At 71.4% G+C, this 17,110-nt stretch carries 6 protein-coding genes; 2 read left to right on the top strand and 4 right to left on the bottom strand.

The window, feature by feature from the left end; translation table 11 throughout:
• Positions 1–115 precede the first annotated feature (115 nt).
• The 3 genes from AC07N1_RS09365 to AC07N1_RS09375 form a co-directional block, all read right to left on the bottom strand.
• Positions 116–976, bottom strand: a complete 861-nt coding sequence (locus AC07N1_RS09365) for a DUF1206 domain-containing protein (RefSeq protein ID WP_494671550.1) — start codon at positions 974–976, stop codon at positions 116–118.
• 73 nt (positions 977–1,049) lie between these two features.
• On the bottom strand, positions 1,050–2,264 hold the full coding sequence (locus AC07N1_RS09370) for an NAD(P)/FAD-dependent oxidoreductase (RefSeq protein WP_494671551.1): 1,215 nt from the start codon (positions 2,262–2,264) through the stop codon (positions 1,050–1,052).
• Positions 2,265–2,337: 73 nt separating this feature from the next.
• Positions 2,338–4,314: a transglycosylase domain-containing protein gene (locus AC07N1_RS09375; RefSeq protein ID WP_494671552.1), complete on the bottom strand. Its 1,977-nt coding sequence runs from the start codon at positions 4,312–4,314 to the stop codon at positions 2,338–2,340.
• 342 nt (positions 4,315–4,656) lie between these two features.
• On the opposite strand from AC07N1_RS09375, the gene recQ reads away from it, so the two are divergent.
• Together recQ and AC07N1_RS09385 are read left to right on the top strand one after the other, a co-directional pair.
• Positions 4,657–6,507 carry a DNA helicase RecQ gene (gene recQ / locus AC07N1_RS09380; protein WP_494671553.1) on the top strand — a complete coding sequence of 617 codons (1,851 nt, stop codon included), beginning with the start codon at positions 4,657–4,659 and terminating at the stop codon, positions 6,505–6,507.
• Between the two features lie 173 nt (positions 6,508–6,680).
• Positions 6,681–7,007, top strand: a complete 327-nt coding sequence (locus tag AC07N1_RS09385; protein ID WP_494671554.1) for a hypothetical protein — start codon at positions 6,681–6,683, stop codon at positions 7,005–7,007.
• Between the two features lie 307 nt (positions 7,008–7,314).
• On the opposite strand, the gene AC07N1_RS09390 is transcribed toward AC07N1_RS09385, so the two are convergent.
• A complete protein-coding gene (locus AC07N1_RS09390; RefSeq protein WP_494671555.1) occupies positions 7,315–16,851 on the bottom strand; it encodes a putative Ig domain-containing protein in 9,537 nt (3,178 codons plus the stop codon).
• Positions 16,852–17,110 lie beyond the last annotated feature (259 nt).

Below are 17,110 nucleotides of genomic sequence, written 5' to 3' on the forward strand. Positions count from 1 at the left end.
CGAGGCCGCAAACCTCGTCCTCGCAAGACAGCAGCCCTGGCTAACGCAAGCCTGAACTCAACATGGTTGCTCATCCGTCGCTTCGCGCCACCTTCTCCCTATGGGAGAAGGAAGCCTAAACCGCCGGCGGCCGGATCCGTCGCCAGATCGCCTCGCCGAAGCCGAACACCCCGAACGCCACCAGCCCCAGGGCCACCACGCCCAGCAGCCAGGCGCCGAACGGCTGGCGTTCGAGGGCCTGCAAGGCCCCGGCCCAGCTTCGGGCCTCGCTGCTGCGCGCGTGCCAGCCGGCGCCGACCACGAACAGGCCCACGCACAGGGTCGCAAAGCCCCGCGCCGCATATCCGAAGCGCGCCAGGGGCACGAGCCGGCGGCAGGCCGCCTCGCCGCAGTCCAGCCGCTTGGCGAAGTCCTGGGCCAGCCCCTGGACGACGCCGCCGATCCCGACGCCCAGCAGGACGAGGCCCGCCGCCATCAGCAGATGGTCGCCATGGGGCAGGGCCAGGATGGTCGCGGCCGTGGCGTCGGCGGTCTGCTCCTCGTCGGCCTCGCCCACGTCCTCGAAGGCGTCGAGCAGCTCCAGGGCCGACCAGGCGAGCGAGCCGTAGACCACGCCGCTGACCGCCTGGCCGGCGCGGATCGCCCAGGCCTTGGGCGAGGTTCCGTGGCGGTCGGCGTCGAACACCGCCTGCAAGGCCCGCCAGACCGAAAAGCCGATCAGCCCGGCCGCGACCACGGCGATCAGCACAAGGCCCGGCGGCCACCTGGCCCAGGCCGCCAGCATCGCCGTCGCCCCGCGCGCCCGGGGAACCAGGTCGCTCGCCGCCAGCAGGGCCAGGCCGCCCAGCCCGACATAGACCGCTCCCCGCGCGGCGTAGCCCAGCCGCGAGGCCCATTCGAGCAGCGTGCGCAGGTCGAGGCGGCGCAGGGCCTTCAGCGGCCCGCGCTTGAGGTTCCAGACCGATGCGTGGCCCATGCCGCCTTCCCGTCCCATTTGCGGGGAGCAACGAAGCGCCCCGCCCTCCGTTCCCGCCGCCGCGACCGGACGATCAGGCGCGATAGAGATCCGCGTCCGGATCGTCGCCGCCGCGGATCTGGGCGGCCACGATCTGCGAGGCGATGACCGAATAGGTGATGCCGTTGCCGCCGAAGCCCATGACCGCCCAGGTGTGGTCCATGCCCTCGACCGGTCCGATGCTGGGCAGGCCCGTGGCGCTGGAGCCGAACGCCCCGGCCCAGCCGTAGTCGATCTCGAAATCGGCGTCGGGCAGCAGGGCCTTCAGCTTTCTCGCCACGGTCTCGCACTTGCGCTTCAGCTTGGCCGGGTCCTGGTGGGCGTCGGGCGAGGCCTCGTCCTCGCCGCCGGCGATCAGCCGCCCGTCGCCGCCCATGCGCAGATAGAGGTACGGATCGGACGCCTCCCACACCAGCATGTCGCGCAGCCAGGCCGGGCAGCGATTGCGCGGCTTCGAGGCCGTCGCCCAGGTCGAGATCACGCTCGCGCCCGGCGTCGGCACGCCCTTGGGAAATTCATAGCCGCAGCAGAACACCACCGCCCTGGCCCGCACGGCCTGGCCGGCGTCGGTCAGCAGGGTCACGCCGTCGGGATCGCTGACGGCTTGCAGCACCTCGACCGGCGACCAGATTTTCGCGCCCCGCGCCGCCGCGCGCCGCAGCAGGCCCGCCGCCAGCCGGGCCGGATCGCCGCTGGCCGAGCCGCTGGAGACGATGGCGCCGGTGCGGTCGATCCCGAACCGCTCGCGCAGCTGGGCCGGCCCGAGATAGCGGCTGTCCAGCCCGATCGCCGCCCGCGCCTTCGCCTCGGCCTCGAGCGCGCGATGGCCGTGGTCGTCGCCCGCCAGATAGAGCGACGACTTGGCCTTCAGGCCGCAGGGGATCCGCTCCTCGTCGACGATCCGCTTGAGCGCGTCGACGGCGGCCCGGGATCGCAGATAGGCCCGCCGGGCCTTGGCCTGTCCGATCTTCTCCGCCAGGGCCGTCAGCGGCAGGTCGATCTCCCACTGCAGCAGGGCGGTCGAGGCGATGGTCGAGCCGGTCAGCGGGGGGCGGCGGTCCAGCACAGCCACGGCGTGATCCCGGGACAGCTCATGGGCCATGAAGGCGCCGCTGATCCCGGCCCCGACGATGGCGACGTCGATGCTGATCGCCCTGGTGAGCGGCCGCGTCGGCACGCCCAGGCCCGGACTGTCCGCCCAGAGCGAGCGACCGGTGCGAAGGTCGCGCTTGATCGTTGCGCCGGTCATCGAAGCCCCCCGAAGCGGAGACTGGCTCCAGCGGAGGCTTAGCTCCCGGGAGGCTTCGAGGTTCCGTCCGTCCCTAGTACGGCAGCTCCGGCGCGGTCTGCTGCGGCTGCTGCCCGGCGGCCGGCGGCGGGGTCGCGCCCGGGTCGGCCGTCGGGGTCTCGCCGCCGCCCAGGATGTCGCCGATCGGGTCTTCGGTCGGCGCGGGCGCCTCGGCGAAGCCGCCGGGGATCGGGGTGGCCTTCAGGCGCGGCAGGGCCGAGCTCATGAACACCTTCCAGATTTCGGCCGGCGGACCGCCGCCGCTGACCCGCTTCATGGCGGTGTTGTCGTCCTTGCCGGTCCACACCGCGGCGACGAAGCCGCCAGTGTAGCCGACGAACCAGGCGTCCTTGTAGTCGCTGGTGGTGCCGGTCTTGCCGGCGATGTCGTAGCCGGCGACCTTGGCGCGGCCGCCGGTGCCGCCGTTCACCACCTGGCGCATCATCTGGTTCATGTACTGCAGCGACGGCGAGCCGATCACCGACGAGCGCGGCTGCTTGTCGACGCTGTGATCGTAGAGGACCTTGCCCGAAGCGGTGCGGATGCGCTCGATGCCGTAGCCCTTGGCCAGGAAGCCGCCGTTGGCGAACGGGGCGTAGGCCTGGGCCATTTCCAGCGGGCTGACCTCGACGGCGCCCAGGGCCATCGACGGGTCGAGCTGGATCTTGCTGGTGATCCCCAGGCGACGGGCCGTGGCGGCGACGTTGCTGGTGCCGACCTCGTTGGCCAGGCGCGCGGCGACCGTGTTGATCGACTGGGCCAGGGCCGTCTGCAGGGTCATCGGACCCAGAAACGTGTTGGTGTAGTTGCGCGGCTCCCAGTTGCCGATCTTGACCGGCTCGTCGACCACCATGACCGACGGGTTGCGTCCCTGGTCCATGGCGGTGAGGTAGACGAACGGCTTGAAGGCCGAGCCGGCCTGGCGGCGGGCGCTCGTGGCGCGGTCGAACTGGCTTTCGCCGTAGTCCTCGCCGCCGACATAGGCGCGGATGCGGCCCTCGCCGTCGATGGCCACCAGGGCGGCCTGCTGGACGCCCTGCTTCAGGTGGCCCTCGACGCCCAGCTGCACGGCGCGCTCGGCCGCGACCTGGATCGGCAGGTCGAGCGTGGTCTCGACGACCAGATCCTCGGTGGGCTCGCCGACCAGCGAACGCACCTGGGCGTCGACATAGTCGGTGAAGTACTGGGCGCGCTGGTTGGCCAGGGTGGCCGAGACCTGGACGGGGGTCTTGAAGGCCTCGTCGCGCTGCTCGGCGGTGATGGCCTTGATGCGCACCATCTCGTCGAGCACGACGGTGGCGCGGCGGGCGGCGCGCTCGCTGGCGCTGACCGGCGAATAGCGGGCGGGGCCCTTCATCATGCCGGCCAGCAGGGCGCTCTCGCCGATGGTCAGTTGCGAGGCGGGCTTGTTGAAGTAGCGCTGCGAGGCGGCCTCGATGCCGTAGGCGCCGGCGCCGAAATAGACCCGGTTCATGTAGAGCGCCAGGATCTGCTTCTTGCTGAACTTCAGCTCCAGCCAGACGGCCAGGATCAGTTCCTGGGCCTTGCGCTTGTAGTTCTGGGCCGGGCTGAGGAACAGGTTCCGGGCCAGCTGCTGGGTGATGGTCGAGCCGCCGCGCTGGGGGCCGCCGTCATGGGTGACGTTCCAGATCAGCGAGCGGGCGATGCCCCAGGGGTTGAACCCGAAGTGGTGGTAGAACTGGCGGTCCTCGATGGCGACGAAGGCGGCCGGCACGTATTCGGGCAGGGCGTCGATGTCGACCGGCGGCGCATACTGGCTGCCGCGCACGGCCAGCAGGGCGCCCGATCGGTCGAGATAGTTGATCGAGGGCTGGCGGGTGACGTCGTACAGCTTCGACGTATCGGGCAGGTCGCGCGCGAACACCGCGAAGAAGGTGACCACGAAGATCAGCCCCCAGACCCCCAGCACCGTCGCCCAATAGAGCGCCGCCTGGAGGGGCGTGCGAGAAGTCTTCGCCGGCTTGTTTCCGCCGAAGGCGCCGTTAGCCATCTGTAACCCTAGGTCTCGTGCAACCCCGCCCGTGTGGCGGTGTCATAGCTCACGCCGACCAAACACGCGATAGGATTGACGAGAAATGAACGCGGTTTAACGCGCCAACCAGAAGCCCTCTCCCCTTGCGGGAGAGGGTGGCCCGCGCAGCGGGTCGGGTGAGGGGTCGACGAGCTTGTCCGCCGCGAGCGGCGGCTGCCGAGCGGAGCGTCGGACTTTTGAGAGACCCCTCATCCGTCGCCTTCGGCGCCACCTTCTCCCGCAAGGGGAGAAGGACCCGATATCTGAAAATCAGCCGTTTCCGGCCTTGGCGCGGACGGCCGCCCCTGCCAGAAGAGCCACGTGTCCACCGCCCTCGCCTCCCCGCCCTCGCTCGACGCCGCGCGCGACGTCCTGCGCCGCACCTTCGGCCACCAGGATTTCCGCGGCCTCCAGGCCGAGGTGGTCGGCGAGCTGCTGGCCGGGCGCAGCGCCCTGGCGGTGCTGCCCACCGGCGGCGGCAAGAGCTTGTGCTACCAGATCCCCGCCCTGGTCCGTCCCGGCCTGGGCCTCGTCGTCTCGCCGCTGATCGCCCTGATGGCCGACCAGGTGGCCGGGCTGCAACAGGCCGGGGTCGCCGCCGAGCGTCTGGACAGCAACACCCTGCCCGAGGAGCGCGCCGAGATCTGGCGGCGCATCGAGGCCGGCCAGCTTGATCTGCTCTATCTGTCGCCAGAAGGCCTGATGCAGGGCTGGATGCTGGAGCGGCTGTCGCGCCTGCCGCTGTCGCTGGTGGCCGTCGACGAAGCCCACTGCGTCAGCCAGTGGGGCCACGACTTCCGGCCCGAGTACCGGATGCTGGGTCGCATCGCGGAAGTCTTCCCCAACGCCCCGCGCCTGGCGGTGACCGCCACCGCCGACGCCCGCACCCGCGACGACATCCGCACCGAGCTGCGCCTGCAGGGCGCGGCCGAGTTCGTCGACAGCTTCGCCCGTCCCGAACTGGCGCTCAACGCCGAGCGCAAGCGCGGCAAGGGCCACGACCGGGTCATCGAGCTGGTCACCGAGCGGCCGGGCCGCGCCGGCGTGGTCTATGCCGGCAGCCGGGACTCGACCGAGAAGCTGGCCCAGGCGCTGATCGACAACGGCGTGCCGGCCCTGGCCTATCACGCCGGCCTCGACAAGAACGTCCGCGCCCGCCGCCTGGAGCAGTTCCTCGAGGCCGACGAGGCGGTGATGGTGGCGACCATCGCCTTCGGCATGGGCGTCGACAAGCCCGACGTCCGCTTCGTGATCCACGCCGACCCGCCGGCCGCCATCGAGGCCTATTGGCAGGAGATCGGCCGCGCCGGGCGCGACGGCCAGCCGGCCGAGGGCATCACCCTCTACAGCAGCGCCGACCTGGCCTGGGCCGGGCGCCGCATCGACAGCCGCGAGGCCCCCGACGAGGTCAAGCAGGTGCAGAGCCGCAAGCTGCGCCAGTTCTACGCCATGCTGGAAGGCACGACCTGCCGCGCCGCCGCCGTCCGCCGCTATTTCGGCGAGGAGGGCGTGGAGCGCTGCGGAACCTGCGACATCTGCATCTCGCCGCCGAGCGGGATCGACGCCACCCAGGCCGCCCAGAAGGCCCTGTCGGCCGCGCATCGCCTGGGCGGACGCTTCGGACGCGGCCGGCTGATCGACCACCTGCTGGGCAAGACCAAGGACGTCACGCAGCAGGAAGCCCAGATGTCGACCTTCGGCATCGGCAAGGAGTTCAGCCCCCAAGGCTGGCGCGACCTGCTCGACACCCTGGTGTTCGAAGGCCTGCTGCGAGAAGACCCCAATGACGGCCGGCCGCTGATCGGCCTGGGCGACGGCGAGGGCGTGCGCCAAGTCTATCGCGGCGAGCGGCAGGTGTCGCTGCGCCAGGCCCCGGGCGGCGACGCCGGCGGCGGCAAGGGTGGTTCCGGCGGCAAGAGCCTGCGCCGGCGCCAGGCCCTCACCGTGCCGCCGGGCGACCAGCTGCTGTTCGAGGCCCTGCGCGCCTGGCGCAAGGAGCAGGCGTCGGCCCAGCACGTGCCGCCCTACGTCATCTTCCACGACGCCACCCTGGCCGAGATCGCCGCCGCCCGGCCGCTCACCCTGCCGGCCCTCGGCAAGTCGGGCGGCGTGGGCCAGGGCAAGCTCGACCGCTACGGCGAGGCCGTGCTGAAGGTCGTGCGCGACAACTGACGTCGCCGTCCTCCGGGATGCTTTGGGAGCGATGCACGCAAAAGCTGTCGCCCGCGCCTCTTGCCCGAACCAAACCGGCTCGCCAGGTGTTAGTCTCCGGACGCACCGCGCGCGCCGCAGCGCCCTCCAACGCCCTCAGGGCCTTCGAACACACCCCAAATCGGGAGACGCCGATGACCGACGCCACCATCAAGACCGATCTCGCCGGCGAGGCCAGCGCCGCTTCCGCCCGCGCCAAGAGCAGCGCCAGGAAGACCGCCGCCAAGGCCACGGCCGCGGTCAAGAAAGCCGCCGTCACCGTCGCCGAGACGGCCAGCGAAAAGACCCAGGTCGCCCGCGAGTACGTGCACGACAAGACCGACGCGGCCATCGCCTGGTCCAAGCCCAAGGCCGAAGCCGCCCACAAGGCCGCCGAGGACCACCCCCTGGCCCTGGCGCTGGGGACCTTCGTCGCCGGCGCCGTGTTCGGCTTCCTGCTGGCCCGCAATTTCGACCGCTGATCCCGGCGGATCACTGAAGACTAGAACGCCCGGCGGGTCCGACCCGCCGGGCGTTTTTCGTTCGCGGCTTCCGCTCCTCCCCCGTGAAGCGGGGGAGGTGGCGCGGCGCTATCAGCGCCGTGACGGAGGGGGCGAGTGACGGAGCGCCGTGCGCGCCGCCGCCCCCTCCACCGCGGAGCCTGTCCTCGGGCGCGCGCAAAGCGCGACCCGGGGATGGTCCCCCTCCCCCGCAAGCGGGGGAGGAGAAAAGAAAAGGGCGGCGCCTTTGCCGGCGCCGCCCTTCTTAGTCTTCAGTTCGTCGCCTGGATCAGAAGGGCGACTGGACCGAGAGGCGGACCCCCTGGCTGTCGCTGTCCTTCGACACCGAGTTGTCGAAGTCCAGACCGATCTTCCAGCCGCTCTTGACCGTCAGGTCGGCCCCGAGCTCCAGCCGCAGCTGGTCGCGGTCGATCGGATCCACCGCCAGGCGGTAGGTCGGCCCGCCCACCCAGTCGGTGTAGCTGAGCAGGGCGTCGTTGGCCTTCTCGAAGTCGTGCGAGTACTCGACCCGGAAGCGCGGCGCCAGCAGGCCAGCGGCGGTCTTGCGGGCGAACTCCCCGCGCAGGCCCAGCGTGCCGGTCAGGCTGCGCACGGTCTGCGAGTGGTAGGTCAGGCCGTAGGGCCCGCCGCCGTTTTCCGAGAAGGCGTCCAGCACCGACCGGCTGTAGGCCACCCGTCCGTAGGGCGACAGCAGGCTGGTCGGCGTCCGGTGCTCGACCCCGAAGGTCAGGGCCGCGAACAGCTGGTCGCCGTCACGCTCGCCGTTCACCAGCTCGCCCGTCGTGGTGACGTAGCGGCGGGTGTCGAAGTCGAGCGAGCCCAGGCCAATGACCCCGTCGAGGAAGGTCTTCTCGCCCGGCTGCAGGCTGGCGTAGAGGCCGGCGCTGTAGCTTTCGGCGCGGCTCTTGGTGCCGTTCTTGCCGACCCGGCTGGAGTCGCGGCCGTAGCCGAGACCCAGGCCGAAGGCGAAGCGGTCGTTGACCCGGTAGTCGACGCCGGCGGTGAGACCGTCGGTCGTGAAGCGGAAGCCGCTTTGCGAACCGACCGTGTCACGCATTCCGAAGTCGGCCGAGCCCGCGGCCCAGACGCCCCAGCGCTTGGGACCGGCCTGGCCGTCTTCGCCGTCGTTCCCGGGCGCCGCGTCGTCCGCCGAGGCGGCCGGCAGCAGCGGCGAGGACGGATCGGCCGCGTCGTTCATGCCGAGGCTGGCGTACTTGCGGAACCGCTCGCGCGCTTCCAGCCCGTCTTCCCGCTCGGTGTTGCCGCCGCGGACGCTGACCCCCAACCCGCGACCACCGCCGCCGCCGTTGTGCAGTTGCTCGAGGCGACGGTTGAAGTTGCTGATCTGGGCGTCGGCGAACCGGATGGCCGCCGCGTCCTGGGCCGCGACCAGACCCTTCACTTCCGGATCCTGCGAGGGATCGGGACGAGCCGTCACGATCACGTTGATCCGGCCGGGGGCCGAAGTCGCGAAGGCGTTGCTCAGCGTGTAGGTCACCACCGCCGTGCCCGCGAAGGCGTTGTCGGGGGTGAAGGTCAGGGTGTAGGCGCCCGACGAGGGGTTGGTGATGACCGCCGCGCCCGCATTGGCCGGGGTGATCGCCACCACCGCCGCGCCGACGAACGGCCCGCCGCTGGCGTTGGTCACCAGGTTAACGACCGCCTTCTGGCCGGCGAGGATCTCGACGGTGATCGGCGGGGCCGTCAGCGGGGCCGGGTTGACCGTCACCGTCACCGGCACCGGATCCGACGACCCGAAGGGGTTGTTGATCCGGTAGGTGAAGGCGTCGGCGCCCGAGAAGCCGGCGGCCGGGGTGTAGACGATGTTCAGGCCGTTGATCGTGGCCGCGCCCTTGGTCGGAGCGGTCGCGATCGTGACGCCGGTGAACGGGCTGCCCGTGGCGCCTTGGGTCGCCGCCAGGGTGGCCGTCTGGCCGGCCAGGACGGTGATGACCTGGGCCGCCTGGGTCGGCGTGGCCAGCGGGGTGACCGTGACGGTGACCGTCGCCGGACCGCCCGTGCCGCCTTCGCCGGTCGCCGTGTAGGTGAAGGTGTCCGTGCCGAAGAAGTTGGTGGCCGGGACGTAGTTGACGTTGAGACCCGCGACCGTGGCCGTGCCGTGGCTCGGAGCCGTGGCGATGGCGATGGTGCTGATCGGACCGGTGTCGTTGGTCGTCACCGCGATGGCCACCGTCGCGTTGGCGGCGACCGAGGCGGTGTCGTTGACGACGACCGGAGCCGGGGCGGCGACGGCCACGCTGATGGCGGCCGGCGTCGAGGTGCCCCCGGGACCGGTGGCGGCGTAGGTGAAGCTGTCCGGACCATAGTAGCCGGGGTTCGGCGTGTAGATGATCTGGACCGAGCCCGAGCCCTGCGAACGCATCCGCGAAGCGGCGCCGGTGACCGTCGCCGTGCCGTGTTGCGGCGGGTCGACGATGACGACGCTGTCGTAGAAGCCGTCGATCAGGCTGGAGACGTCGATGGTGGTCGGCGAACCGGCCGGAGTCGTGGTGTTGGTCGGCTCGACCACCGGCGGCGGGGCCTGGTTCACGACCAGGGTCGGGCTGACCGAGGCCGAGAAGGGACCCGAACCCGTGGCGGAGTCGGTGACCGTCACGGTCAGCGGGTAGGACCCGTCGTCCGTGGGCGTGCCCGAGAGCACGCCGGTCGAGCTGTTGAAGGACAGGCCCGTCGGCAGGCTTCCGCTCAGGACGTAGTGGTAAGGCGCCACCCCGCCGCTGGTCTGGAAGGTCAGGCTGTAGGCCACCCCGTAGTCGGCCGCGGGCGCGGAGGCCGGCGTCAGGCTCAGGGTCGGGGCGTTGATCGTCAGCGACAGGGTGTCGGTTCCCACCGCGCCGAAGCTGTCGGTGGTCGTGACGGTGAAGCCGAAGGTCCCCGCCGCCGTCGGCGTGCCCGAGATCGCGCCCGAGCCGCTGAGGGTCAGACCGGCCGGCAGCGAGCCGGCGGCCTGGACGTAGGTGTAGGGAGCCGTGCCGCCGCTGGTCGACAGCACCTGGCTGTAGGCCTGGCCGGCGACGCCGCTGGGCGGCGAGCTGGTGACCAGGGTGACCTGGGCGATCGACAGGCCGTAGGCGCCGGCGACCGTGAAGCCGTTGGCGTCGGTGGCCGTGACCGTGAAGTTGAAGCTTCCGGTCGCCGTCTGGCTGGCCGCGCCCGAGAGCACGCCGGCCGAGCTGAGGGTCAGACCCGTCGGCAGGGCGCCGGCGGTGACCGCGTAGCTGTAGGGCGCCGTGCCGCCGCCCGCCGAGAAGGTGGCGGTGTAGGGCACGGTGGCCGTGCCGTTCGGCACGCTGGCCGGCGACAGGGTCATGGACGGCGCGCCGACCGTCAGGCTGTAGGCGGACGGAGTCCCGGCGTAGGGACCCGGCGCGCCCGAGCCGTCGCTCGGCGTGATCGAGAAGTTGAACGTGCCGGTGGCCGTGGCCGAGCCGGACAGCACGCCCGCCGTGCTCAGGGTCAGGCCGGGCGGCAGAGCGCCGGCGGTGACCGCGAAGGTGCGGGGCGCGACGCCGCCCGAAGCCGTGAAGGTCTGGCTGTAGGCGACGAAGGCCGTGGCGGTCGGCAGGGCACCGGCGCTCGGGCTGGTGATCGTCACCGTCGGGGCGGCGATGGTGATCGGGAAGGTGGCCAGGCCGGTGGCGCCGAAGGCGTCGGTGGCCGTGATCACCGCGTTGAAGGTCCCGGCGGCGGTCGGGGTCCCCGAGAGGACGCCGGCCGTGCTGAGGGTCAGACCGCCAGGCAGGCTGGCGCCGGTGAAGGTGTAGGGCGCCGTGCCGGTCGTGGCCGTGAAGGTCGCGTCGGCGTAGGCGACCGCCACCACGCCGCCCGTCGGGGTCCCGGCGACCACGAGGGTCGGCGGGGTGACGGTGATCGAGACCGTGGCCGGAGCCGAAGGTCCGCCGGCGTTGGAGGCGGTGTAGGTGAAGCTGTCGACGCCCGAGTAGCCGGCCGTCGGCGTGTAGAGGAAGGTCAGGCCGCTGACGCTGGCCGTCCCGTGGGTCGGGGCGGTGGCGACGGCGACCGCGGTCGCCGGCACGCCGGTCAGGACCGGAGTGATCGTGTTGCCGCTGCTGTTGGCGGCCACGGTCGCGGAGACCGCGCCGGCCGTCGGCGGCGCCGGCGCGTCGACCACCAGGCTGTAGAAGGTATCGACGATGTACGGACCCGAGCCGGTCGTGGAGTCGGTGGCGCGGATCGTGACGTTGAAGGTCCCCGTGACGGTCGGCGTGCCCGAAAGGACGCCGCCGGCGCTGAGGGTGACGCCGGTCGGCAGGGAGCCGCTCAGCAGGCTGTAGGTGTAGGGCGCGGTGCCGCCCGTGGTCGTGATGGTCTGGCTGTAGGCCGAGTGCTGGGTCGCGGCCGGCAGGTTGGCCGGGCTCATCGTCAGGGTCGGCGCGCCGACCGTGACGTTGTAGGCCCGGGCCACGGTGAACGGCGCGCCGGTCCCGGTGGAGGCGTCGGTGGCCGCGATCGTGAAGCTGAAGCTGCCCGAGCTCGTCGGCGTGCCGGTGATCTCGCCGGTCGACGACAGGGAGAGACCCGTCGGCAGCACCGTGCCGCCGTACATGAAGTAGTTGTAGGGCGCGGTTCCGCCGCCGGCGGTGATGGTCGCCGTGTAGGGCGAGGCCGTCGCCATGCCGGTGAGGGTGCTGGGCGTGAGCGTCAGCGCCGGGCTCAGGATGCTGATCGTGTAGCTGCGGGCGCCGGTGAACGGCGCGCCGGTCCCCGTCGCCGAGTCGGTGGCGGTGATCGTGAAGGTGAACGAACCCGCCGCCGTCGGCGTGCCGGTGACGACGCCGCCGGCCGACAGGGTCAGGCCAGCGGGCAGGCTGCCCGAGAGCGCGTAGGTGTAGGGCGCCACGCCGCCGCTCGCGCTGACGGACTGGCTGTAGCTCTGGCCGATCTGGCCGTTCGACAGGCTGGCCGGCGTGACCGTGATGGTCGGCGCGCCGATGACCCAGGTGTAGGCGCGCGAGCCGGTATAGGGACCCGCGCCGGTGCTGGAGTCGGTGGCGGTGATCGTGAAGGTGAACGAACCCGCCGCCGTCGGCGCGCCCGAGAGCGTGTCGCCGGACAGGGTGACCCCCGTCGGCAGGGCGCCGGCGGTGACCGCGTAGGTGTAGCCCGACGTACCGCCGCTGGCGGTGATCGTCTCGTTGACCGTCACACCGACCGCGACCGAGGTCAGGCTGACCGGCGAGACCGCGATGGTCGGCGCCGCGACGGTCAGGCTGTAGGTCCGCCCGCCGGAGAACGGCGCGCCGGTCCCCGTCGAGCTGTCGCCGGCGCTGATGTCGAAGGTGAAGGTTCCGCCCGCCGTCGGCGTGCCCGAGAGCACCCCGCCGGTCGAGAGGGTCAGGCCGGCCGGCAGGGCGCCGCTGATCACCGTGTAGCTATAGGGCGAGGTGCCCCCGCTGGCGGTGATCGTGGCGGTGTAGGCCGAGGCGATCGTGGCGTTGGACAGCGAGGTCGGCGCCAGCGTGATGGTCGGCGCGGCGACGGTGATGCTGTAGGCGGCCGCGCCCGTATAGGGACCCGAACCGGTGCTGGAGTCGGTGGCGGTGATCGTGAAGTTGTACGTGCCGCCGCCCGTCGGCGAACCCGAGATGGCGCCGGCGGTCGACAGGGTGAGACCGGGCGGCAGGCTGCCGGCGGTCACCTGGTAGGTGTAGGTCGAGGTGCCGCCGCTGGCGGTGATCGTGTCGCTGTAGGCGGTGGCGATGGTCCCGCCGGCCAGGGCGCCCGAAGCCGGCGAAAGCGTGATCGACGGCGCGCCGATGGACAGGGTGTAGCTCTGCGAGCCGCTATAGGTCCCGCCGCTGGTCGAGTCCGTCGCCTTGATGGTGATCGGGAACGAACCGCCTTCCGTCGGCGTGCCCGAGAGCACCCCGCCGGTCGACAGGGTCAGGCCCGCGGGCAGAGTCCCGGTGTCGAGCGTAAAGGTGTAGCCGGCCGTGCCGCCGCTGGCGGTGACGGTCTGGCTGTAGGCGCCGGCCACGGCTCCCGACGGCAGGGTCGAGGGCGACACGGTGATCGCCGGGGCGGACACGGTGATGCTGTAGGCGGACGAGCCGGTGTAGCTGTTGCCGCTGCTGTCGGTGGCGGTGACCGTGAAGTTGTAGGTCCCCGTCGCCGTCGGCGTGCCCGAAGCCACGCCGCCGGTGCTCAGCGACAGGCCCGGAGGCAGGGCGCCGGCGGTGACGGCGAAGGTCGTCGGCGTGACGCCGCCCGTGCTGGTGAAGGTCTGGCCGTAGCTGACGCCGGCCTGGGCGCCCGGCAGGGCCCCCGCGGCGGGCGACAGGGCGATGGTCGGCGCGGCGATGGTCAGGTTGGCCGAGGCCGTGCTGGTGTAGCTGCCGTTGCCGCCCGAGCTGTCGGTGACGGTGACCACGACCGTGGCGGTGGTCGCCGTGGTCGGGGAGCCGCTGATGACGCCCGAGCTGTCCATGGTCAGGCCGGCGGGCAGGCCCGTGGCCGAGAAGTTGTTGTAGGGCGGATTGCCGCCGCTGATGGTCACGACCGACGCGCCGCTGTTGTAGACGGCGCCGACCGTGCCGGTGGAGGCCGGCAGGGTCACCGAGAACACCGGGTCGTCCACGGTCACGAAGACCTGGCCGACGTTGGACGTGCCGCCGGCGTTGGTGGCGACGTAGTTGAAGGTGTCGGTTCCGCGGAAGCCGACCGGCGGGGTGTAGCTCATCAGGCCCGCGCTATCGACGCTGACCGTCGCGCCGTAGGACGAGGCGCCGACCTGGTAGCCGGTCGGGCTTTCGGTGGCGTGCGGGGCCGCGCTGAAGGTCGTCGCCGTGGCCGAACCGCTGTTGTAGGTCAGGCCGTTGATGGAGAAGGACGAAACCACCGGCGCCGGCGGCAGACCGACCGTCAGGGTCGCCGTGGTGTTGGCCGTATAGGGACCAGCGCCCAGCGAGCTGTCGGTGACGTTGACGGTGACGGTGAAAACGCCGTTGGTCGAGGGCGTGCCGCTGATGACGCCGCCGCCGGCGTCGGTCAGGCCCGAAGGCAGGCCGCTGATGCTGTTGACGGTGTAGCTGGCCCGGCCGCCCGAGAAGGTCACGGCGGCGGCGCCCGAATTGTAGACGCGTTCGACCGTGGCCGTGCTGGCCGGCAGGGTGAGCGAGATGGTCGGATTGCCGATGGTCACGGTGACCGTGGCCGGCGCCGAGGTGCCGCCGACGTTGGACGCCGTGTAGGTGAAGCTGTCGTTGGCGTTACGGTAGCCGACGGGGGGCGTGTAGGTCGCGATCCCGCTGCTGTTGACGCTGACGCTGCCGCCCTGGGCGGTCGTCGCCGAGCCCACGGCATAGTTGGTCGGCGTACCGCCCCCGGTGATGTAGAGCGACAGGTCGATGTTCGTCGTCAGGTTCGAGCCGGTGTTGTAGGCGATGATCGAGCCGTAGGTCTGCGAAGAGCCGACCGGCGGCGCGACATAGGTGAACTGGTCGGCCGCGCTGGTCGCGCTCGTGCCGCCCAGCGTGGTGACGGTGATGTCGTAGGTCCCCGCCGAATTGACCGGCGAGGTCGCCGTGATCTGGCTGTTGCTGTTGATCGTGTAGGTGGCGGTCGTCGCGCCGAACTTCACCGCGCCCGTGCCGGCCGCGGCCGCGAAGCCCGTGCCGGTGATCGTCACCGTCGTGCCGCCCGAGGTCGGGCCCGAGGTCGGCGAGATCGAGGTCACGGTCGGAGCCGAGACATAGGTGAACTGGTCGGCCGCGCTGGTGGCGCTGGTCCCGCCCACCGTGGTGACGCGGATGTCCACCGTGCCGGCCGAGCCGCTCGGAGACGTCGCGGTGATCTGGGTGGCGCTGTTGACCGTGAAGCCCGTCGCGGCCGAGGCCCCGAAGGTCACCGCCGTGGCGTTCGAGAAGCCGGTGCCGGTGAGGGTCACCGTCGTGCCGCCGCTGGTCGGGCCCGCCGTCGGCGAGATCGAGGTCACGGTCGGCGCCGAGACATAGGTGAACTGATCGGCCGCGCTGGTGGCGCTGGTCCCGCCGGGCGTGGTGACGGTGACGTCGTAGGTGCCCGCCGAGTTCGCCGGCGAGGTCGCCGTGATCTGGGTGTTGCTGTTGATGGTGTAGGTGGCGTTGGTCGCGCCGAACTTCACCGCACCCGTCCCCGGCGCCGATGCGAAGCCGGTGCCGGTGATCGTCACCGTCGTGCCGCCGCCCGTCGGGCCCGCCGTCGGCGAGACCGAGGTCACGGTCGGCGCGGTGATGTAGGTGTACTGGTCGGCCGCGCTGGTGGCGCTGGTCCCGCCGGGCGTGGTGACGGTGATGTCGTAGGTGCCCGCCGAGTTCGCCGGCGAGGTCGCCGTGATCTGGGTGTTGCTGTTGATGGTGTAGGTGGCGTTCGCCGCGCCGAACTTCACCGCCCCCGTCCCCGGCGCCGATGCGAAGCCGGTGCCGGTGATGGTCACCGTCTGGCCGCCGCCCGTCGGTCCCGCCGTCGGCGAGACCGAGGTCACGGTCGGCGCCGCCACATAGGTGTACTGGTCGGACGCGCTGGTGGCGCTGGTTCCGCCGGGGGTGGTGACGGTGATGTCGTAGGTGCCCGCCGAATTGGCCGGCGAGGTCGCGGTGATCTGGGTGTTGCTGTTGATGGTGTAGGTGGCGTTCGCCGCACCGAACTTCACCGCGCCCGTACCCGGCGCCGCCGCAAAGCCCGTACCGGTGATGGTCACCGTCTGGCCGCCGCCCGTCGGACCCGCCGTCGGCGAGACCGAGGTCACGGTCGGCGCGGCGATGTAGGTGTACTGGTCGGCCGCGCTGGTGGCGCTGGTCCCGCCCGCCGTGGTGACCCGGATGTCGACCGTGCCGGCCGAGCCGGCCGGAGCCGTCGCGGTGATCTGGGTGGCGCTGTTGACCGTGAAGCCTGTCGCGGCCGTGGCTCCGAAAGTCACCGCCGAGGCGTTCAACAGGTTCGTGCCGGTGATGGTCACCGTCGTGGCGCCGCCGGTCGGGCCCGCCGTCGGCGAGATCGAGGTGATGGTCGGGGGGGCGACGTAGGTGAAGGTCGACGAAGCGGTGCCGCCCGCGGTGGTGACGGCCACGGCGATCGCGCCGGCCACGTGCGCGGGGGTGTTGAAGGCGATCGAGGTGTCGGTCAGCGAGGTCGGGGAGACGCTGGAGCCGTCGACGGTCAGGGCGCCGCCGGTGAAGTTCTGGCCGGTCAGGGTGACGGCGGTGCCGCCCGCGGTCGGGCCTTCGGTCGGCGACATGTTGGTGATCGACGGGGGCGCGACCACGCAAGAGCCGGTGATGGTGACCGTGCCGGTGGCCGTGGCCACCTGCACCGCCCGCGCTTCCATCGCGTATTCCGGACTGACCAGCGTGTAGGTGATCGTGCCGCTGGACGTCAGGTTGCCGCCGGACACCAGGCTGCCGATGCTGGTCGAGCTGGCGCCGCGATAGAGCCGCCCGCTAAGCGTGCCTGATGTGGCGTTGATCGTGACGTTGAGGGTGACCGTCTCGCCCACGTTGGCGGCGTACTTGGCCCCGCCGTTGTACCAGCGGGCCGCCGTTGTCACGTCGGTCCAGTTGGTCGTCAGGATGCCGTTCAGGGTGCTGACCCCGCTGGTCATCCGCGCGTTGGTGCTGGTGACCGAACCGGAGGTGTAGGTGGTGGTCTGGTCGAAGGCGCCGGCGTTGATCGCATCGCAGAAGGCCGACGCGAAGGCCGCCCCAGGAAGCGCCGCCATCAAGCAGGCGACGAGAGCGATCACCAGACGACGCGCCCGCGCCGTCACCATGTCACGCCCTTGCGCCATGCACGACTGCATAGCAGTCGCGGAATCCCGCGTAGCGCGGGCCAGCCACCCCTGAAGCATCACTTCCCCCAAACCCCTTAATTCCACGCGCGATAGCACCGCCCCGGGCACACTTCCCGCGCGTATCAACATTTGCCTACACGTACGCGTACCCTGTGAATAAGTCCAAGGGCTTTCCCGTGTGAATTGTCACATCACCCGCCTCACGTGTGTCCCAAACAGGGGACGCCGGAGCCACGTCATCAGTTTTCGCGACAAG

The organism is Caulobacter sp. GW821-FHT09B11 (assembly GCF_059418205.1).